Consider the following 21,714-nt stretch of genomic DNA (forward strand, 5'->3'; position numbering starts at 1 on the left):
AAGTTTTGCCCGTTTTACTTAGTTATTTTGGTATAGCATAAAAATCATAAAACGTAAGGAAAGTGCTATGGAAAAAGCTTCGAACCTTGAAAGTAAAATGTATGTGCTAGATACCAACGTACTACTTCACGAACCCCTCGCTTATTTGTCTTTTCAAGAACATGACGTTGTAATTCCGATGACAGTGCTTGAAGAACTTGACCACATAAAAGACAGAAAACACGATGTAAGTCGTGATGCGCGCGTCGCTATTCGTGGACTAGATGAAGTACTTAAAAATGCAACGCCCGAGCAAATGCTACAAGGCGTGGCGCTGCCGAGTAATAAAAAGGCAAAAGCGAGCTCTGCGGGTACACTCATAATTGTAAACGACCATTTATTTGCCGACTCGATTTCGGGGCTGCCTGGTAACGAAAACGATCATCGGATTATTAACTGTGCGGTGTATTTACAAAAGCAACACAGTGATTCAAAAGTTATATTGGTAACAAAAGACATAAACATGCGCTTAAAAGCCAAAGGCGCAGGACTTAAATATGTTGAGGATTATCGTACCGATCAACTTATTGACGATATAAGCTTACTCACTAGTGGTTATAAAAAAATTGAAGGCGATTTTTGGGATCATGTTGGGCAGTGCAATACTGAGCAACATGGCCGAGATACATTTCATCATGTGCCTAAAAATTTAATCCCTGATGTATTTTGTAATGAATATTTGCTTGATGGCGGAGATCACTTTGCTGCACGTGTTAAATCGTACGATGATGAGCACATTACGTTAAAAGATATTAGCGTTGAGCGCTTAATGCATCAACAAGCATGGGGCGTTAAGCCAAAAAATATTTATCAAGGTATGGCGCTTGATGCACTCCTTGATACAAGTATTGAACTTGTTATTTTAACCGGCCCAGCAGGGTGTGGTAAAACCTTGTTAGCGCTTGCCAGCGCCCTTGAAATGGTTATCGAAAAAGGTATTTACGACAAAGTAATAGTTACTCGTAATACGCCAGAAATAGCAGAGTCCATTGGCTTTTTACCAGGCACCGAAGAGGAAAAAATGGCGCCATGGCTTGCAGCCATTACCGATACGCTGGAGGTATTGCACAAAGGCGACGAAAATCCGATATCAAGCCGAAACTACATTATGGAGAAGGCTAATGTTCAGTTTAAATCGGTTAACTTTATGCGCGGCCGTAGTATTCAAAATGCGGTGGTCATTTTAGATGAGAGCCAAAATTTAACGGCATCTCAACTTAAAACGATTATTACTCGCTGCGGCGAAGGTACTAAATTAATTTGTACGGGTAACTTGGCGCAAATAGATAGTAACTATTTAACGCCAGTAACATCGGGCTTAACGTACATAGTAGAGCGCTTTAAAAACTTTGAAGGCAGCGCAACTATAAACCTCAACGGTGTTGTACGTAGTCGCTTAGCGTCATTTGCAGAAGAAAATTTATAACTTGCGCTTAACAAATTGGCTCGATAGTCTATCGATTGATTTTCGAGCCAAATGGCAGGCAGTACATTGAATTTTTTACCTCTGAAGCATTATTATCGTTCATTATTTATTGCGCTTTTAGTGCCATTGATTGTCGCTTTTTTACTGTGCTTGCACTTATATAATATAAAGCTTGAGCGGGCGGTTGAAAAACGCGAAGCCGATTTTACGAATGTTTCAGCACAGGTTACTCACGGGATGGAGTCGGTGAGTAATCTACTTACCACCATGTTTAGCTTATACGAGCAAACGACCTATCCAAAAATAAACCAAAGCTTACTCGAGGGCATAAATCAATATGATGGTTACTATTACCGTCACTTTAGTGAGCAAGGCACTGAAATTGTAGGTAAGGGGGAGTTTGCGTTATCTGCTAAGGCATTAATGCAGTGGCAGCAGGCTATTACATTAGGGCCTTCGTTTAATACAACGCTTGCATTAATGCAGTCGTTATCGGGTGTAGCGTATGTTGATAATAATGGCTTTGCTTATGTAAGCAGGCGCAACAAAAGCCAAAGTTTAATGCTTACTGAAATTCTAAATGGAAAATTCAAGCCAAAATTTTCACCAAACAAACTTACTTCAAGTCCCATTGTTAAAGTGAATGATAAATCGTATTTTGCTATTGGCCGACAACGAAGCACTGGCTCAGCCGATTACATTATTTTGATTTATGATGTTCAGGCAATTTCTGGGTGGTTAAAAAAGGTTTCACCGAACAGTGGTGAATACGTTTTTATGAACCAATCACATCAAGTTATCGCCAGCTCTAAACAGTTAATAGAGCAAGCAACAGCATTAAAAAATTATTGGCCTGATTTGGCCCAGCACCATAGTAAAAAAACAGTATTAACTAGTGATAGTAATTACTTTATGCAGCCTATGGATGAGTTACCTATTCACGCAGCATTTTACGAGCACAAACCCCAATTAATAAGCCCAATTAAGTATGAAATACTATTAGAGTTCGCATTTTTAACGCTATTTTTAAGTATTATGTTTGGCGTGTTTTTTTGGTTAAGTCAGCGCATTTTTATTAAGCCAATGACTCACTTAATGTCGTACCTAGAGAGTAACGGTACACAGCAAGAAGTGCAGCTCGATTATAAAGTACCGCTGAGCTGGCAGCCTTGGTTTTCTAAAGTGAAGCGTGTATTTACTAAAAACAAACAGTTAGTTGATTCATTACAAAGTGCAAATAAAGCTCTGGACGACCAGGTTCAGTTGCAATCAGAAAAACTAAGCCGCAGTTACGAAGCAAAAGAGCGCCACTTGGCTTTGCTCAACACTATGCTAAACAGTGTGCCAGATCTTATTTATTTTAAAAATATTGATGGATCATTCTTAGGATGCAATAAAGCATTTGAGGCGTACATCGGTAAAGATCAAACTGCATTAGTCGGTAAATATGTAGATGATTTAGGTGATAACGATCAACAAATAAATGCGCTTGAAAAACAAGTATTACAAAATAGAAACAGTGTTGAACAGCGAATAGAAACTGATAAAAAAACGTATCAACTTACTATTGCACCTTTTTATAACGAGCACCAACATCTGTTGGGGACTATGGGTATTGGTCGCGATATTACCGAACAGCAACAAGCATTATTGGCCTTAAAAGCATCAGAATCTAAATTTAGAAGTGCGATTGAATTTGCGGCTAACTGTGTGGTTTTACTCTCGCTTGAGCACACAATATTACAAGTAAATAAAGCGGCAAGAAAGCAGTTTTCTGAACAGCCAGTACTGGTTGGTGAGCAGTTAAAAGCATTGTTTGACGATACTCAATGGCAGCAAATAAAAAGCACTTTAGCGCAATTGCTAGATGACAAAAAACGCGTATACCACTTAACGCTTGCTCAAGGGCGCTTAACAAGTTGGTTGCAACTGAGTGTATCGCTTGTATGGGATGAAAACCGCGACCCAGCTTATTACGTTATTCACATTCAGGATGTGAGCGCATTAACTAAATCGAAACTAGATGCCGAACGAGCAACCCTTGCTAAAAGTCGCTTTATAGCCAATTTAAGTCATGAAATACGCACTCCTCTTAATGCTGTTTTAGGGCTGCTTGATATGCTTATTGAGCAAGGATTAACGCAAAAGCAATTACAACAAACGGATCAAGCTAAGCATGCAGCACAAAGCTTGTTGCTAATGCTCAATAGAATGCTTGATTTTGCACGCATAGAAAGTTCGCAAACCGATTTAAAACAAGCATCTTTTAGTATGGTTGAGCTGGTGGATATTTGTGAAAGTTTAACGGCTCCATTGTGCGAAGGAAAAGGTATTGAATTTGTTATTGATATTGACCCGTTAATAGCGCCTGATTTGATATGCGACAGTATTCGCTTACAGCAAATATTAGGTAATTTATTAACAAATGCTGTTAAGTTTACAAAAACAGGTTCTATCACTTTAAAAATGGAACTTATTGAAAGCGATAGCCTAGAGCAACAGCATATTTGCTTTAAAGTAATTGATACCGGTATGGGCATAGATGAAGCCGATCAGAGGCGTTTATTTGACGCCTTTACGCAAGGTGATGAGTCTTCAACACGTATACATCATGGTGTTGGGTTAGGTTTAGCGATTGTTAAACATGCGGTGTCATTAATGGGAGGGGAGATTGCTTTAAAGAGTAAAAAAGGTCATGGCTGTGAGTTTTACTTCAGCGTTAGTTTTTTGGTTGATACCACTAAAAATACGATGTTACCGACTAATACATTGGCTATTTTATCGGATCAAAGCAAAGAGCTTAAGCAAGTAACAAATGCTTATACAGAGCTTGCTAATATTAATTTAGATGAAGTACTTAAATACCCAATTAAGCTCTCCAATACTCAGCAAATAATAATCGATGCGGCCGACTTACCTGCACTTTTAAATATTGAAGCAATTAATGATTCGTTATCAGCTAAAGAAACATCGGTAATTATTATTAATCATCAGCACACCCTTAATTTACCAACAAGTGAGCATTTAGCTGCGCATCACGTTAAAGCATCGGCATTGGGACAAAGGCTATTTAGCTTGAACTCTCAGCAACAGCCTAAAGCTAGTACCAATGCCGTAATATATAATATTGCTGAAACTAAAGTTGATATATCGGGTCTACTTGTATTAGCCATTGATGATAATCAACTTAATTTAGAAATAATTAGCAGTGTATTACGCCAAGCAAACGTAAGTGTTGTTACCGCTTTAAGCGCATCTATCGGCATGGAATTATTGCAAGTTTTAAAGCCTGACTTAATATTGATGGATGTGCAAATGCCGCAAATAGATGGCTGCCAAGCTACGGCTTTAATTCGTCAACAGTTTGACGCAAAGCAACTGCCTATTTTTGCTTTAACGGCTCATTGTGAACCCGCTGATATTGAACGTTCTTTAAAGTGCGGTATGAATAAGCATTTAACTAAACCAGTTGTTGCTAAGGTACTTATTGATGCAATTGCCGATTTAAACTTAGTTAAACCAAGCTTTTTTGAAAAATCATTCGCATTAACGCAGTTTAGTATGGATGAAAAGCTCCTCAATACAATGATTGGTAAATTTGCTAATTTATGCGAAACCCAGCTATTGCAAATAGAAGAAACAACCAATAAGGATGATTTGGTACGCTTAGTGCATAGTATAAAAGGTGTAGCAGGTAATTTAGGTTTTAGACGATTGTCTCACTGCGCTTTATTGTGTGAAAGAACACTTAAAACAACTAACAAGCCTGTTGAAATAACACTGAAAGAGCTTATTATGCAGTTAGAACAGGTAATTGTTTTTATAAAAGGGGTAGGGGCTAGGGATGTCGAAAAGAGCTAAAGTACTTATTGTAGATGATGATCCAATCAACAGATTAGTACTTGAAAAAACACTTAAAGTAGAACACGACGTATTCTTAGTTGAAAGTGGTGAAAAAGCACTGACCTTTGTAAAAACTGCGCAAGTTGATTTAATTATCCTTGATGTGATTATGCCAGGAATTGACGGCTATGAAGTGCTTGTGCAACTTAAAGAAAATCCGATAACTCAATCGATCCCCGTTATATTTATATCAGCTAATCGTAGCCATGACGACGAAGCTAAGGGCCTAGAACTCGGTGCTATGGATTATATCACTAAGCCATTTAGCCCTTCTATTGTGCGCGTTAGAGTACGTAACCAATTACTTATAAAGCAAAAAAATGATCTGCTAGAGATGCTAGCCTCAATCGACGGCTTAACTGAAATCCCAAATAGACGCTACCTAGACGAAAACTTAGCTCGTGAATGGCGCCGAAGTAAACGCAGTGGAACCCCGCTATCAGTGTTACTTATGGATATAGACCACTTTAAGCGTTACAACGATTGCTACGGACATCGTGCTGGCGATGAATGTTTAAAGGATGTTGCACAAGCACTCGCAGCTCAATGTGAACGTGGTAGTGACTTTATAGCTCGTTATGGTGGTGAAGAATTTGCAGCTGTATTACCTGGAATGAATAGGCATGAAGCTGTGGAGTTTGCTAATAAATTACGCAATGCTGTAAATGCTTTGAATATAGAACATAAAGCCTCATTAAATGCAGACCACATCACTATTAGTATAGGTATCGCCACCACTCAAAGTGGTAAAGTATATGCTGAGCAAGCGTTATTAGAAGAGGCCGATTTAGGCTTATATGCCGCTAAAGATGCAGGGCGAGATAGAATAGTCGCACGCTAAAAACTTAATATACAAAAAACGCCAATATTCATATATTGGCGTTTTTGTATCAAACTACTTTTTATACCAATTCGCTTAATTAAGTGATCTATTTTGAGGATGGAAAAACGTGTTGATAGCTAGGCAAAAAATTCGCTATTTAGTTGTTCTCGGCAATTGCTCCTGCATTGCTCTACCTTCTGCATCCATGCAGTCGTAAATGAGAGTTTTTTAACACAGGTAGCGACACGTTTAGCCCCGCAAAATGATTAAGTATTATTGCGGATTGGTATTATAGGTTACTGCGTGATCATACCTAAAGCGGTTTCACCAATGCCCACTAACTTATCATTTTTAAATACAAGTGGCGTACATTCATCTTTCGTTGTTTTAGAATCTGAATGCTTACTATGAGTTACATAAAAAAGTACTTGGTATACATCGTCATCTTTTTTTAATAGCTCTGTGAAATTAGGCGTTTTTAATTGCGTTAAAACAGATTGATAACTGCTATCCATTTTTAGCTCTGATATAGCTTCACGATTATTTTTATGTTGTGCTTGCCAGCTAGATGAATTCTTACCAGCCCAATGAGTCTCAGCTTCACCATCTGATACGGCAATAACACAGCCTGTTAAAAATGGAGCGATTAAAGCGGCTGCTAAAAGTGATTTTTTCATTTTTATTTACCTTAATAAGATTTTTAATTGGTTATTAGCTGTATTAAAGCAAAGAGTAGACCATATTTATAAGTTGTTATTAATCAGTTTGTTAAGTGGGTTAAGCTGTTTTTATCTAATAAAATATTAAATGTATTAGTAAAAACAGCCATTTTTTAGCTTATTTGATTACTACAATAAAATCACTACACCAAGCGGTTACGTGATTCGCCTTTATTAAATGCAGCAATATTTAAACTTACTTCATTAATTAAACGCACAATAGATTCAGTACTTGCCCATGCTATATGTGGAGTAAGTAAAAGGTTATTACCTTTGTAATTAGCAAGTGGGTTTGAAAGCTCAGCAGGTTCTTTAGTTAGTACATCAACACCGGCTCCAGCAATTAGGTTTTGCTCAAGCGCTGTAGCTAAGTCGGATTCGTTAATAATTCCACCACGTGCTGTATTAATAATTATAGCGCTTGGCTTCATCATTTTAAGCTCATTAAGTGCAATTAAATCACGTGTTTCATCTGTTAGAGGGCAGTGTACGCTGATTATATCGGCTGTTTTAATGACGTCTTCAAAAGGCGTACGACCATCACGACATGCAACACCTTTGCGCTCTGCAACAATAACATTTGCGCCAAATGCCTCAGCCACTTTAGCAACGCCTTTACCTAGCGTACCACCGCCTATAATGGCAAATGTTTTACCTTGTAAGTCGTTAAAGCTGTAATCGAGTATGCAAAACATTTCACTTTTTTGCCACGCGCCTTGCTGGCAATCCGCCTGATAGCGGTGTGTGTTACCCAGTAAGTTAGTAATTAAAGAAAACGTATGTTGAACAACAGAAGGTGTTGAATAGCCAGCTACATTAGTTACGGCAATACCAAATTCTTTAGCGGCTTCTAGATCAACATTATTAGTACCAGTTGCACTTACACAAATTAATTTAAGCTGTGTAAGTTTGCTAATCGTGTCGCGATTTAAAACTGCTTTATTAGTGATTAATACATCAGCACCTTGGCAATGTTCAATAACTTGCTCTGGGCTAGTAAGTTCATAAGTCGTTAATTTACCAAGTTGTTCAATACCAGTAAGAGACGTTTTAGCTAACGTTGCGTTATCAAGAATAGTAATGTTCATTATGAGCCCTAAAATAAGTGGATCTGAAAGAGTTAAAATCGTAAAAAGATGCCTACGATCCATCAAAAATCTAAAATACGAGCTTAAGGTACTACGAAAGAAAGGCTTTGTTAATGGTATTACTACCAAATGATTAGAGGGCTTTGTATTAGTGGTCTGCCCACTAGCAGATTGAGAACATGGTATTTTGCTAGACTGATCAGATTTTTGCACTTTTAAGCAAGCTCATGGTCATAGAAGGTAATTAAACTCGGCTTTAAAACAAGTTGCTAAAAATAAAAATCGTTTTTTTGGTTATTTCGCATTTTAGATTGGCTGAGTTATAATCGGGTATAGACATAAACGGTGCGCTTTGGCGTACCGTTTTTTAACACTGTAGATGTAGTAATGAGTGAATTAGAAGATAAATACGCAGATATACGCCCATACAACGACGACGAAGTTGCGGCGTCGCTTACACGTTTAATTAACGATGATGCGTTTATTGATGTAATAGCAAAGTATAATTTACCGCGCTTTTTATCGGCAGTGCCTTTTATTGCGCGTCCAATGGTAAGAAGTCAGTTACGTAAAAAATGGGGCAAAGTAAGCACCGTTGAAGATGTGCAAAATGAAGTGGCACAATACTTAGATAAACTAGTGAAGCGCACCACATCAAAAGTTACCTTTTCTGGGTTAGAACAGTTAGATGCTAACCAGGCCTATTTATTTATTTCAAACCACAGAGACATAGTGCTTGATCCTGCATTAGTTAACTGGGGTTTATACCAACATAAAATGAAAACAGTGCGTATTGCTATTGGCGATAATTTATTGCAAATACCTTACATTACTGAGCTTATGCGTCTAAATAAAAGCTTTATAGTTAAGCGCTCTGCTAAAGCACCAAAAGAGATGTTAAAAGCACTGACTCAACTATCGTCATACATTTACGATTCTGTGGTCGGTGGAAATTCTATTTGGATTGCGCAAAAAGAAGGGCGTGCAAAAGACGGTTTTGATCAAACTGATCCTGCGCTTTTAAAAATGCTGCAATTAAATGGGCGTAAACAAAAGAAAGAGTTTGGCGATTATATTAAAGAGTTAAAAATAGTGCCTGTTTCTATTTCTTATCAATATGAGCCGTGTGCAATTGCTAAAGCCAAAGAGCTTTACCACAAGCAACATCATGGTGAGTACGTTAAATCGGCTGGTGAAGATATTGCGAGCATTGTTGAAGGCTTTAGTACTGCTAAAGGGCACGTGCATTTAGCATTTGGGCAACCAATTGAATCTAAATGTGATAGTGCTGAAGAGCTTGCTAAAACAATTGATAGGCAAATTGTTGATTCGTTTTATTTACACCCAGGCAATTACATCGCTGGTGGTTGTAAAGATGCGGTAATAGACTCTCCTGATACAGCGACATTTGAACAACGTTTAGCCTGTGTACCTGAAGAGTTAAAACCATTAGTGCTAGCTATGTACGCTAAGCCATTTCACCGTAAAACAGAGATAAATACTAATAGCTGTGAACATTAATACTCACAGCTCAATGAAACTAAGCAGCAATTAAATTGCTGCTTTTTTTTTGCTCAAAAATAACGCTATACTAATACCTCCTCTTCAACTGGGCGGTACTTATGCATGCAACAAATTGAAATATTTGATATTCCAAGTCCTTGCAAGAGTATTTGCTTAGTTAATAACAGAGGGTATTGCAAAGGGTGTTATCGTAGTCGGGATGAACGCTTTTCGTGGAATACCTTAACCAACGACCAAAAAAAGAAGGTGCTTAGTTTGTGCCAGCAGCGCTACAAACGTTATCTTCAAAAAAAGCAGCAAAATGCAGTGCCAAGCACACAGGCGCAGCAGCAAGGGTTCGACTTTTAAAAGCTTAATCCATACTTGGCTCTTAGTGCGTATACAGTGCCATTGTTAGTTAAGTTAATTAATGACATTTTAAGCTTTTCTACCAAGTTTTCATTACGCTTATTTAAATAATGATAAAGCGGATAAGTATTCAACACTTCTTTTTCAAAGCAACCTTGAGGTGAAGGTAGCTCATTGTTTTGCATTATAAAGTTAATCATTAAAGCTCCCTGTACTTTTTTCTGAGCAAGCAAATTAAGTTGGGTATTCATGCTTTTAACTTTAATAATATTCCCTGCAAACTGTGTGCTTGCTAAATAATGTTCTTGGACAGGGTAGCCATCAACAATTGCGACGCTATCGAGCTGTTCTAAACTGCTAGGTAAACAGTTTTTATACAATACTAAGTCAAACTTAAAGAGCTCATAATCGACCCTAATTAAGTTTTCGTAATTTTCTTCAACGCTTGCATCTCTTCCTAACTGCCCATCAAGTACGCCATTATTTGCAGCTAGCAAAGCATTTTGGTGGCTAAAATCGATTATATGTATTTTAAAACCGATATCTGCGTATGCTAACTTTAATAACTCTAAGGCATAATCAGCTTGTGGTGTACTTTGCGGACGATTAAAAGTGAGGTTGTATTGATGACTAAAACAAGAGGCACTAAAAAATAAATTTACCAATAATAACAAGATACTAAAATGTCTATTCATTATCAGTTCCAATTACTACAGAAATAAATAAAATAAGACGCGTATAATAACAAGGAGATTACCTCTTGCCCAGTTTCGGGGTTAATCAAATAATTTTAAAAGCGAATGAGGAAGTATTGTGAGTTTTAATTTATGCCTATTGCCACGTGAAGAAAAATACCAAATTCAGTTAGATTATGAAGCGTCTTTTTGGGCGTATCAAATTAAGCGAAATAAAAAAACGAGAGAGCAAGTTTATAATACAATCCATAGCCGTCCAATGGCTGAACAAATGGTTTTGAAGCAAAAGTTTGAGCAATATTTAGCGCTAATGCTTAGCTAAGTGTTGATATAAAAATGTATATAGTTAAGTTGCTGGATGGGCTAAAAGTTCCACTCGTTAATAAATTTTATAAAAAACATAATGTAAGAGGGCGGGCTAATAAACAAGATAAGGTATGGGTTACTTACTATAATAATGAAATAGTTGCAGCATGTAGGCTGCAAGATAAAACAGAGTTCTTATTTTTATCTACCATGTTTGTTGTGCTGGAACATCGCGGTAAAGGTGTTGCTAAACAGCTATTATCAACACTCTTAAAGTCGCAAGATAAGATGATTAATACCTTCGCATATAAAAACGTAGTTGATTTATATTGTGCTATTGGTTTTAACCAGGTGTTAACATATACTCTTGCTTTACAAGTACTTTTTGATACTTACAAACATCGAAATATAGTCGCTCTAGAGTACCCATAATAATAAATAATAATATGGAATAAGCATGAGTAAATGCGTTAATGGGATCATTAGTTGCTTTGTAGTTTTAATAACTATCCTAAGTTGCCAAGTAGGCGCACAAGTAAAACGTTTATCTCCAAGCGAAGGCTTATCGCAAAGCTACGTTAATACAATGCTTATCGACACTAATGGTTACCTTTGGCTTTCTACTGAGGCTGGGCTTAATCGTTATGATGGCTATCAAGTTATTCCAATAAACGGCCCTAATGGTGAATTAGAAGAAGCGATCATTGATCGTATTTACCAAGACCCTCAAGGGCACATTTGGATAGCCTCTTTACTTGCAGGCCTATTTAGATACGACCCCGTAACAGATTCATATCAGCAATTTCTAGAAAAACCTACCAGTGAAGAAGAAATTATCAATCAGTCTGTTTTTAGTATGGTGGCCGTTGATAAAAAAACACTTTGGATTGGCCGAGGCCGCGACTTTGCAAAGCTTGATATAGCAACCGGAAAAATCACAACTATTTTTGAGCTTCCGGCTAAATATAAAAACACCCTTGTGAGAAAGCTCTTTGCCTACAATGGTTATATATTTATAGGTACAAGCCATGGCGCATATGTATTTGATATTGCAACAGAGCAAGTTAGACCCCTACAGCACTTAAAAGGTGAAGCTGAGCATATTTACCAAAATAATGTTAAGTCGTTCGCATTAGGTGAAAATAAACAGTTGTTAGTAGGGGCGGTCCAAGGTTTATACGAAGTTGATATTAGTAACTTATCAAAAATGTTTGAACGCCCCGATTTACCTTTTGAAAGTAAGGTATTACTAAGTGACCTAAATGTTTGGAGCATAGTAAACGAACACGGAAAAATAGATTTAGCTACCGATAAAGGCTTGTTTAAATTTGATTTAAACACCGGGGAGATGATTAAAAATACTCGAATAGCCCAAAGTAAGTACACACTTGCCGATACCAGTATTATTGATATGGCTAAAGATAAATCGGGTGGTACATGGGTTGCGACTAAGACTGATGGTGCGTTTTATTTATCTCATGACAGCTATCATTTTAATAATGTCGATGGCACTTTGCTCGGGGGGGATGGTTTATCGCATCACTCTATCTGGGGGATTACCGAATATAAAGACAAGCTTTGGCTTGCAACGCATAACGGTATTACCGAGGTTGATTTAAAAACAAATATTGGTAAAGCTTATTTAAAAGATTACAAAGTCGACTTACTCACCACTGAGTTTACCGTATATGAAATAACGCCTTATAAAAATAATTTATGGCTTTATACAAATCGTGGTTTGTTTATTTTTGACCCTGTAACGCATCAAGTTAGCGAACCTAAAGTACATAACCCTGCTAATCAGGAGTTAATTACCGGTAGGGTACATGGCGTTACATTAATGCCAAATGGCGATCTATACTTTGTGCACTCAGATCATGGGGTATTTATATACAATATAGATTCTCAAGTAATAACGCGTTTGGGTGGTCAGTTTGATCAATTTGAACCCTTTTTAGCCCATGGCTTTTTACCTGCGCTGAGCAATAAACCAGATTCACCATTATTTTTTAATGCCGGTATTTTATACCAAGTAAACCCAAGTGATTTAGCACTTAAAATGATTTATAAAGTGCCAAAACAGCATGAAAACGTAGCCATTAGTGTGCTTTCTTACTTAATTGATAACAACAATATATTGTGGATATCACTTTCTAATTTCGGCTTAATAGGCCTTGACGCATCTACTTATCAATTAGTCCATACAATCGATTTAGAGAGGAATAAATTAGGCACTCTGCTATACGATATGGTGCTAGATGATGATGGCATGATCTGGATGAGTAGCCATAAAGGCATTTGGCGATTAAACCCAGAAACACTTCATTTTCAGCAATTTTCTACATCAGAAGGGCTACTCTCTGCTGAGTTCAATAGCAACGCCATGGCACAGCTTAAAGATGGCCATATTGCGTATGGTAGCTTAAAAGGTTTTACTTATTTTCATCCAATGGAAAACCAAAACTATCAGTCGCTTATTGATCACGTAAATATTACGCGAGTTGATTTAATGTCACGAGATTTATCGCTTGATTTAAAACAACCGCTCAACGAGGTTGTGTTAAACCATGATGATATAGGGCTTGAAGTTGCATTTTCGGCCATGGCATTTAGTAATCAAGAACGCATCATTTATGAGTATCAACTCGATAACGGACAAAAAAGTTATACCCGAAATAACAACCGTGTATTGTTTCCAAAATTGAATCCAGGTAATTATCAATTAAAAGTTTGGGCTAAAGACCCCCTGACTGGCGAATATACCTCGCCTGCTATTTTAAAAATAAAAGTAAAGTATCCACTTTGGCGTGCACCTTATTTTATGGTGCTTTATGGCATGCTGTTTATTGGCTTTGTTGCTATGTGGGTTATGCGCCGTAATAAAATTCAGCGTATTTTATTGGCAGCAAATAAAGAAAGTAAAGAAAGCGAAGCGCGTTTAAAGCTAGCGCTTGAAGGCAGCGAATCGGGTGTTTGGGATTGGGAATCAAGCAATCCAAGTATTTACCAACCTCGCTTAGCGAGTGAGTTAGGTTACGAAAATGAAACCGTGAGCCTTGATGAATATTTATCTAAAATTCATCCGCAAGACAAACAGCTATTTCGCTTAGAGTGGCTTGAGTTTTTATCTACCGATAAAGGTTACTTTAATTGCACCTACCGCCTGCGCCATGCAAAAGGCTATTGGCGCTGGTATAAGGATTTTGGAAAAGTCGTTGAGTGGGATGATAAAACGCCACAAAAAGTAGCGGGTACCTACACAAATATGACCCGTGAGATGGTGTTTGAAGAACACGCTTTACTATTTACGGCAGCATTTGAGCAAACACGTGATTGGGTGTTTATCCTCGATAAAAATTTAAATATTCGGGCTTCTAATAAATCACTGCAAACCGCCTTTAATTTCTCTGCTGAGTCGTTATCTAGTCGAGCATTAAATTTAGGTATATCGCGCAGCAATCGTTTTGATTATTTACGCATAATGCAAAAGCTATCCATTGGAGAGCACTTTTCGTGTGAAGACAGTGTAGTTTTAGCAAGTGGTGAGCCACGCCATGTACTTGTGAAAATAAGTGCAGTGGCCGATAACGAACAGCGCCTTAATAGCTATGTCATTATTTTAACCGATATAAATGCACAAAAATCAGCCGAAAATGAGCTGCACTTATTGGCCAACTACGATGCCTTAACAGGGTTGCCAAATCGTACATTATTTAATGACCGCGTTGAACACGCCCTTGAGCAAGCAAAATTGCACGAATGTAAAGTTGCTTTATTACATATAAATATTAAGCGTTTTAAATACTTTAATGACTCTTTGGGGCATGCAGTTGCTGATGAGCTAATTAAAGAGGTTGCTGAGCGTTTAAAATGCTCCTTGCGTCCATCGGATAGTGTTGCTCGATTTGGTGGCGATGAATTTGTAGTACTGGTGGAAGATATTCAGCAAATCGAACAAGTACTCATTATATGCACTAAGTTGATGGATTGTGTGAATCAAAATATTACGATTAATGGCCAAGTTGTAAACGTTAATTTAAGTATTGGTGTGTCTATATCACCAGATGATGCACAGCAAGGCTCTGCGCTTTTAAAAGCTGCGAGCATAGCGTTATATCATGCAAAAGACTCTTTAGAGGGGCGTTATCAGTTTTATAAGCAAGAGATGAATCAGCATGTTCAAAGAGCGCTGCATCTTGAGTCTCAGCTAACTAAAGCGTATCAAGAAGAAGAATTTTGTAATTACTACCAGCCTATTATTAACGCTGAAAGTCAAAAAACAGAAGGCTTTGAAGTACTGCTGCGTTGGCCTGAAAATAAGCTTGTGCAAACTCAAGAGTTTTCGGTGGCAGCAGAAGGTATAGGCCTAATTACAAAAATTATGCTGCAGACTTTTGCGCGCGCTTTATTAGAGCTAAAAGAGTGGCGAAAAGCCTCACCTAGCCTGTATTTATCTATTAATTTATCGGCTCTTGATTTTGAGTTTAAAGACCTTGTTCCTGAAATTAAAAAAGCGTTAAGTAATTCAGGAGTGTCGTCTGAGGCAATTGTTTTTGAAATAACCGAATCAATATTAATGCGTGATTCAAAAGAAGCGCTACACAGCATGGAACAACTTAAAAAGTTGGGCTGTAGATTGTATATGGATGATTTTGGTACGGGTTACGCATCGCTTACTTATTTAAAGCGTTTTCCTATTGATGTATTAAAAATAGATAGAAGCTTTGTACAAGACATAGGCATAGATTCTGACGATGAAGCTATTATTCAATCAATACTCGCGCTTGCTGATAGTTTAGGTAAAGAATGTGTAGCTGAAGGCGTAGAAAGCTCGCACCAACTCGCCTTTTTAAAGGCGCGAGGATGCATGCATTTCCAAGGGTACTTATTTAGTAAACCGGTACCTAATACCGAAGTACTCCCGCTTATTAATCGCAATTGGAGTGACATATTTAATTAATAATAGCAGTACTTATTTAAGGCCTTTTACCGCAGTGCCTGCAAAACAAATGGCTATTATGCTCATTCAACTGCGTTTTAATGGCCTTATTAGCTTCTAGTTTACTCAAGCCTAATTTATAGCGTAGTTCTTCTAGGTGTTCTTGTTGAGTATCATTAAGAGTGCCATCTTGAATTTGTTCATGTACGGCATCTTCAAAAAATTGGCGGCGTTTACGTATTTGTTCTGAAAAACTAGACGCCAGTAAACCGGTAGGTATCGCAACCATTCCCATGCTCAGTAGTGTTATAACACCGCCGAAAAACTTACCCAATGGCGTTATAGGTACTACATCGCCATAACCAACGGTTGTTAATGTTGCCATTGCCCACCACATAGCCGCAGGAATAGAGCCAAATTTATCGGGTTGTATGTCGTGCTCAATTAAGTAAATTCCGCATGAAGCTAAAATAAGCACGACGGCCATAATAAAAAAAGCAGCCATTAATGAACTACCTTCATCGTTAAAGGCTTTTAAAAGTAGCTGCATGGCGCGTGAGTAGCGAGTGAGTTTAAATACCCTTAATAGTCGGAGCACGCGTAAAAAACGTAAATCGAGAGGAAATAAAAACATCATTAAGCTTGGTAAAATCGCAATTAAATCAACAATTGCCAAAGGGGAGAAAAAATAGCTAAGCCGACGTTTGGTATGAGACCCTTCCATTGCTGCATATTGTGTTTTATCTACGCAAGCCCAAAGTCTGGCTAAGTACTCAATAGCAAAAATAGCGACCGAGACAATTTCTAAAACTAAGAATTCGTTGTAATACTGCTCTGCCACACTTGGAATTGATTCAATAACAATGGCTACAACGTTAATCATTATTAAGCTAATGAGTGCAATATCAAGAATATGTCCTGCTCGATGGTACTGGCCTGTGCCTTCAAACAGGCAAGCCATTTTTTGTCTTAAAGTGTGTGGTTCATTCATTATTTAAGTTTAAGTACCATATTAATACTGCCTTCTTCAAAGTCGCGACTAATTTTAAAGCCTAACTTACGGGCAAGCTCAATCATCCCCGTATTCTCTGGTAAAGTTATGCCTTCAATCGACTCAACACCTTGGCGTTTACAGTGGTTAATTGCAGCACTCATTAGTATGCGACCAAGCCCTAAGCCTTGGCAATCTGAGCGTACTACAATGGCAAACTCAGCATGCAGGTTATCGGGGTCCATAATGACGCGAGATACACCTAATGTACGTGTTTTACCTTCAAAGCGCTGGCAAACAATAAACGCCATTTCACGGTCGTAATCAATTTGCGTCATTTTAGCGAGTTGATCGTGGTTAAATTGTGGTAGTTCGCCAAAAAAGCGTTTATATCTGTCTTCTTTATTAAGTGACTCGTCAAATGCTTTATGAGCTTGTTCATCTTCTGGCTTTATTGGCCTGAGCGTAGCCTGGGTGTTGTTTTTAAGTGTTACCACTTCAACAAGTTCAATAGGGTAGGGACGAATAGATAAGCGCTTACGATTGCTCTGAGTTTGATAGCGGCTAAGTGTCATGGTGGCATCGAGCACTAAAAACTGTCCATTACTGGCAAGAATAGGATTAAGTTCCATTGAGCTTATGTCAGGTTGATCAATAACTAACTGAGAAATACGCGTTAGCAGTGCACACAAACGATACTTATCAACTTTTTCGGGTAATATGCGCTCCTTTAGTACGCCTTTATCGTGCGCTGCCGCAATTAAATACTTTGCTAAGTTCATATTTAGTGGAGGCAGAGCAACGGCGGCTTGCGCATATTCAAGGCCGGTTCCTGCTTCACCTAATAATATAACAGGACCAAAATTAGGCTCGGTTTTAATTGCAATTCGCAGCTCATTTGCGCCTGCTCGCGGCGCCATTTTTTGTAATGAAAACCCTTCAATAACAGCATCCGGATAAGTGTTTTTAATACGGATAAGCATTGCAAAAGCGGTTTGTTCAACCTCGTTGGCGTCGTTTAAGTTAAGCACCACACCACCTACTTCAGACTTTGAAGCAATACTTGGGCTAATAAGTTTTAACGCGACCGGAAAACCAAGTTCTATGGCTTGCTCTCTGGCTTCTGTTGGGGTGTAAGCCACCTCAGTTTGAATGCATGTAATACCATAGTGATTTAATACTTGGCTTGCCTGATGGGTAGGTAAGTAGCTTTGTCCGTCATCTAAAAACTCATTAATAAGCGCTTTAGCTGCTACTTTATTTATTTTTGCGTCATCAGTATTCGACTCAGGTGTTTGCGTTAAATGCTTTTGGTTACGGCGATACGTTACCAAGTGCATAAACGCGCCAACAGCACCCTCTGGTGTTCTATAAGTTGGTATTGCGTTGTTTGAGCACACTTTTCTGGCGGCGTAAGATGCGTCTTCACCCATAAAATTAGTTATAACGTAAGGGCGTGCCATTTTGGGTAATGTTTGTAAGGTTTCTACAATAATGTTGGCGTAGTCTTCGCTGGGCGCAAGCGCTGAGGGAGTATGGATAATCAGTAAGTTTTTAACTTCTTTTGCGTGCAGTAAAATTTCTAATGCTTGCTTATAACGCGCAGGTGCTGAGTCGCCAAAAATATCCACAGGGTTTGAGGTGGTTTCTGATTGCGGAATAACTTTATTTAGCGCATTTCGGGTTTCAATGCTTAGTTCTGCTAATTTACCGGAGCTTTGAATTAGCTCATCAACGGCCATAACACCCGGGCCGCCACCATTAGTTAAAATTGTCAGTTGCTCTACTTTTAATAATTTTGGATGCATGGCGAGTGTTTGTGTCGCTGCAAATAGCTCTCGTAAATCATTTACGCGCAGCATACCCGCTCGTTGAAATAACGCATCGTAAACAGCATCAGAGCTTTGCTTTCCACCGGTGTGAATTTCGGCTGCAAGTGCGCCTGCACTTGTTTTACCTGTTTTAATTGCAATTACAGGTTTACTAAAGGCCGCGGCTCTTGCTGCTGATATAAAGCCACGAATATCTTCAATGTTATCAATGTAGAGTAAAATAGCTTTGGTTTTAGCATCACGACCTAAAAAGTCGAGTAGTTCATTAAAGTTTATATCAAGGCAATCACCTACCGATACAAAATATGAAAAGCCAATTTCTTTGTTTTTAGCCCAATCTAAAATGGTTGAGCATACAGCTGCTGATTGCGATACAAATGCAATTTTACCTGGGCTCGCCACGGTATGTGAAAAGCTCGCATTTAAACCAATATGAGGGATCAGCAAGCCCAAACAATTGGGTCCAAGCAAAGTAACCTGTTTGGCTTGAGCGCATGCTTTAAGTGCGCTTTTTTGCTCTCCAGAAAGCCCATCTGCAATAACAATAGCCGTTTTACAGCCAAGCTCTCCAAGCTGCTCAATAATATCAATTAAGGTATTTTTGTTAGTACAAATAACAGCAAGGTCGGGTACTTTTGGTAAGTCAGCAATAGAGGGGTAAGCAAGTACGCCATGTACTGCGCTATGGCTTGGAGTAACGGGCATTATCGGCCCTTTAAAACCGCCTTGAAGTAAGTTGCGCATAACCACAAAACCAGCACGAGTTGATATATTAGAGGCACCAATAACGGCCACTGAGCTTGGGTTAAAAAACTGGGTAATGCGCTTAAGGCTCATGGTTTTTCCTAGGCTGATTAAATTTTGCGTTATTTATAGTCTCAATGTACCCTGTTTACTGTGTTATTTCGAGCGTCTAGATGCTTATTATTGATATCAATCAAGGAGATTATTGTGAATAAAACCCCCGGTTTTTACATTGTTATAGCGGCTATTTGTTTAAGTATAGGCTTAATTAGCTTAGGGTTTATTTTAAAGAGCACAGCTCTCAGTGTAAAAGAGATGGAACGTACTGTGCAGGTTAAGGGATTGGCCGAGCGAGAAGTTATAGCCGATACGGTAATTTGGCCTCTGCAATTTAGTGATGCCGACAATAATCTTGAAAAATTAGTCAGCCGAGTTGAGAAAAAAAATGATGCTGTAACTGCTTTTTTAAAACTGCATGGTTTTGACGACGATGAAATAACAATAGGCAGCCAGTCAGTTATTGATAAGCAAGCACGTGAATACAGTAATGAAAATCAGCAATTTAGATACATAGTGCGCTCAAATATTATTGTTTATTCTGATGCGCCAGATAAAGTGCAAAACGCGTTGAGCAAAGTGAGCCAACTTGCTAAACAAGATATCGCAATAGTGCAGGACAGCTACGAAACAAAAGTTGAATATATTTTTACTGGCCTCAATGATGTAAAACCTGCGATGGTGCAAGAAGCAACTGAAAAAGCGCGTGAAGTCGCTAATAAATTTGCTAAAGACTCTAATTCAAAATTAGGCAAAATAAAAACAGCTCGCCAAGGGCAATTTAGTATCAGTAATCGAGATTCAAACACACCGCAAATAAAAAATATAAGAGTGGTAACCAGTGTTGAATATTATTTAAATGACTAGGGCCTGTTGACCTTTCAGGATTAAAATTTGTTCAATCTAGGGGCGATTTAATCGCGGCGTGAGGTTTGTAACCTAGCGGGCTAAGTAAAAACCGAGCAACAAAGAGTAAATTGCCCCTAGGCAGAACCCTTCGGGCAGCGTATGTTTGGCATTTATTCCACGTTATCGCCTATTTATGGGGAATAACCACACTGCATAGGCTCTGCCTTGCCTAAATACCAAACATACTGCTGCAAATTTAACCTCGAAAGATAAACAGGCCCTAGGAAATAATATGTCAGAGTCTAAATATGGTCAGTTTGTACTGGCGCCCCGTTCGTATTTTTTTACTGCTATAGCGAGCGTAGTGTTTGCGTTTATAGGCTTTAGTTATAATGCATGGCGAATGGAGGCAAGTGAAGAGAACAACAATACACGCATTGCTAGCTTTCAAATTTTACAAGAACTAGCCGAGCTTGAGCTTATTGTATTTGCCGCACATTACGATAATAACAAAATAGATGGCAGCCCTAGAAAAGGCTGGGTTAAAGTTAACTTAATTCATGACTTAAGCTACTTAGCCGTTGATAAAGTACATTTAAAAACAAAAGACTTACAAAAGGTCTGGCAAACAAATTGGCCAAATATGGTTGATCAGCAAAGTGCTGCGCAATCTATTACACATGCCATAGACAGTGTGCGTACAGAAGTTGTGAGTGAATTAAAGCGCCTTGATTAAGTGAGCAACTTGCGCCGTTGAGCGTTGCAAGTAAGCGGCGCTCAGTAAAATTGTGGTCTCGTTAACTTTTTGCCCTTTTAGTACGTTGGCAAGCTGCTGTTTTGCGTTAGGGTTTTGTTTTTGCTCTATTTCCATTAATGCTAACAAAGCTGAAAATTCATGCTTTACCGGTGTGCTCGGTTTATTTGCATAGGCAATGTAGCAGGCAACTGGTGTTAATCCGTGAGAGTTGGGCTGCGCGAGTGCTTTAACTAAGTCATCATTTGATTCAAACAACATTAAAGAGCGTACATAGTTAAATGGTAGCTTTGTAGCATCGGCATGCTTAAACACATTGTGCAGTACGTTATTTCCTTGAGTATCTTGTACTAAAAAGCCTTTATTTACTCTCAGCGCTGGGGTGAAAAAGCTCAATGCGTCAATATTAGTGAGTTGGTTAATAAATAGAGAAGGTGCTGTATTAGTACTTAATATACGGATTGCTATGTTTTGCATAAAGTCATACTTAACACTCAACCGTTGGGCGCTGTCATATAAATGGTTAAGCTGCAAAGTTTGCTGAGCAGGGCTTAACTGTCTAAAGTCGTTATCGAGTTCATTTAACTGCTGCTTTGAAATACGCGCATTAAGTAGTTGTATGCTTAAATCCATTATTATTTCCAAAATCTTTTTTGCTACTATAAAACAAAAAAGGC

Annotated in this window: 16 protein-coding genes; 10 read left to right on the top strand and 6 right to left on the bottom strand. The window is 38.4% G+C overall.

Annotation, left to right across the window (positions count from 1 at the left end):
- Positions 1 to 67: 67 nt before the first annotated feature.
- Genes L659_RS0111785 through L659_RS0111795 form a run of 3 tightly spaced genes read left to right on the top strand, consistent with a single transcriptional unit; the run spans position 68 to position 6,209 of the window.
- Complete coding sequence (locus L659_RS0111785; protein ID WP_024590663.1) at positions 68 to 1,465, top strand: PhoH family protein; 1,398 nt, start codon at positions 68 to 70, stop codon at positions 1,463 to 1,465.
- A gap of 51 nt (positions 1,466 to 1,516) precedes the next feature.
- Positions 1,517 to 5,326: a PAS domain-containing hybrid sensor histidine kinase/response regulator gene (locus L659_RS0111790; RefSeq protein WP_081709156.1), complete on the top strand. Its 3,810-nt coding sequence runs from the start codon at positions 1,517 to 1,519 to the stop codon at positions 5,324 to 5,326.
- A complete protein-coding gene (locus L659_RS0111795) occupies positions 5,310 to 6,209 on the top strand; it encodes a diguanylate cyclase (RefSeq protein WP_024590665.1) in 900 nt (299 codons plus the stop codon). The genes L659_RS0111790 and L659_RS0111795 overlap by 17 nt, the downstream gene beginning before the upstream one ends.
- 278 nt (positions 6,210 to 6,487) lie before the next feature.
- Here the strand turns inward: L659_RS0111795 and L659_RS0111800 are convergent, their stop codons facing one another.
- Positions 6,488 to 6,868, bottom strand: coding sequence for a DUF3192 domain-containing protein (locus tag L659_RS0111800; RefSeq protein ID WP_024590666.1), 381 nt, complete (start codon positions 6,866 to 6,868; stop codon positions 6,488 to 6,490).
- Positions 6,869 to 7,053: 185 nt separating this feature from the next.
- Complete coding sequence (locus tag L659_RS0111805; protein WP_024590667.1) at positions 7,054 to 7,998, bottom strand: D-2-hydroxyacid dehydrogenase; 945 nt, start codon at positions 7,996 to 7,998, stop codon at positions 7,054 to 7,056.
- Between the two features lie 387 nt (positions 7,999 to 8,385).
- Between L659_RS0111805 and L659_RS0111810 the strand changes: the two genes are divergently transcribed.
- Together L659_RS0111810 and L659_RS1000000123435 are read left to right on the top strand one after the other, a co-directional pair.
- Complete coding sequence (locus L659_RS0111810; RefSeq protein ID WP_024590668.1) at positions 8,386 to 9,519, top strand: 1-acyl-sn-glycerol-3-phosphate acyltransferase; 1,134 nt, start codon at positions 8,386 to 8,388, stop codon at positions 9,517 to 9,519.
- 105 nt (positions 9,520 to 9,624) lie between these two features.
- Complete coding sequence (locus tag L659_RS1000000123435; RefSeq protein ID WP_007586940.1) at positions 9,625 to 9,870, top strand: DUF1289 domain-containing protein; 246 nt, start codon at positions 9,625 to 9,627, stop codon at positions 9,868 to 9,870.
- On the opposite strand, the gene L659_RS0111820 is transcribed toward L659_RS1000000123435, so the two are convergent.
- Positions 9,867 to 10,565, bottom strand: a complete 699-nt coding sequence (locus L659_RS0111820; protein ID WP_024590669.1) for a transporter substrate-binding domain-containing protein — start codon at positions 10,563 to 10,565, stop codon at positions 9,867 to 9,869. The genes L659_RS1000000123435 and L659_RS0111820 overlap by 4 nt on opposite strands.
- Before the next feature lie 118 nt (positions 10,566 to 10,683).
- Between L659_RS0111820 and L659_RS0111825 the strand changes: the two genes are divergently transcribed.
- From L659_RS0111825 to L659_RS0111835, 3 genes are read left to right on the top strand one after another with little or no spacing between them, the layout of a single operon-like run.
- The gene (locus tag L659_RS0111825; RefSeq protein WP_002962585.1) at positions 10,684 to 10,887 is read left to right on the top strand and encodes a DUF3283 family protein; all 204 of its coding nucleotides are present in this window, start codon (positions 10,684 to 10,686) and stop codon (positions 10,885 to 10,887) included.
- A gap of 14 nt (positions 10,888 to 10,901) precedes the next feature.
- Entirely contained in the window at positions 10,902 to 11,303 is a 402-nt protein-coding gene (locus tag L659_RS0111830) for a GNAT family N-acetyltransferase (RefSeq protein ID WP_024590670.1), read from the top strand.
- Positions 11,304 to 11,328: 25 nt separating this feature from the next.
- Positions 11,329 to 15,831 (top strand): EAL domain-containing protein, encoded by a 4,503-nt coding sequence (locus L659_RS0111835; protein ID WP_024590671.1) that lies wholly within the window; start codon positions 11,329 to 11,331, stop codon positions 15,829 to 15,831.
- Between the two features lie 16 nt (positions 15,832 to 15,847).
- Here L659_RS0111835 and L659_RS0111840 read toward each other — a convergent pair whose 3' ends face one another.
- Both L659_RS0111840 and L659_RS0111845 read right to left on the bottom strand, forming a co-directional pair.
- Positions 15,848 to 16,801, bottom strand: coding sequence for an ion transporter (locus L659_RS0111840; RefSeq protein WP_024590672.1), 954 nt, complete (start codon positions 16,799 to 16,801; stop codon positions 15,848 to 15,850).
- On the bottom strand, positions 16,801 to 19,470 hold the full coding sequence (locus tag L659_RS0111845; protein ID WP_007586928.1) for a bifunctional acetate--CoA ligase family protein/GNAT family N-acetyltransferase: 2,670 nt from the start codon (positions 19,468 to 19,470) through the stop codon (positions 16,801 to 16,803). The genes L659_RS0111840 and L659_RS0111845 overlap by 1 nt, the downstream gene beginning before the upstream one ends.
- Before the next feature lie 114 nt (positions 19,471 to 19,584).
- Between L659_RS0111845 and L659_RS0111850 the strand changes: the two genes are divergently transcribed.
- Both L659_RS0111850 and L659_RS0111855 read left to right on the top strand, forming a co-directional pair.
- Complete coding sequence (locus L659_RS0111850) at positions 19,585 to 20,301, top strand: SIMPL domain-containing protein (RefSeq protein ID WP_024590673.1); 717 nt, start codon at positions 19,585 to 19,587, stop codon at positions 20,299 to 20,301.
- 274 nt (positions 20,302 to 20,575) lie between these two features.
- Positions 20,576 to 21,019 (top strand): hypothetical protein, encoded by a 444-nt coding sequence (locus L659_RS0111855; RefSeq protein WP_007585421.1) that lies wholly within the window; start codon positions 20,576 to 20,578, stop codon positions 21,017 to 21,019.
- Here the strand turns inward: L659_RS0111855 and L659_RS0111860 are convergent.
- Positions 21,002 to 21,670 carry a hypothetical protein gene (locus L659_RS0111860; RefSeq protein ID WP_024590674.1) on the bottom strand — a complete coding sequence of 223 codons (669 nt, stop codon included), beginning with the start codon at positions 21,668 to 21,670 and terminating at the stop codon, positions 21,002 to 21,004. The genes L659_RS0111855 and L659_RS0111860 overlap by 18 nt on opposite strands.
- Between the last annotated feature and the right edge of the window lie 44 nt (positions 21,671 to 21,714).

It is taken from the genome of Pseudoalteromonas sp. S8-8 (genome assembly GCF_000497875.1).
Taxonomy (GTDB): Bacteria; Pseudomonadota; Gammaproteobacteria; order Enterobacterales; family Alteromonadaceae; genus Pseudoalteromonas; species Pseudoalteromonas arctica.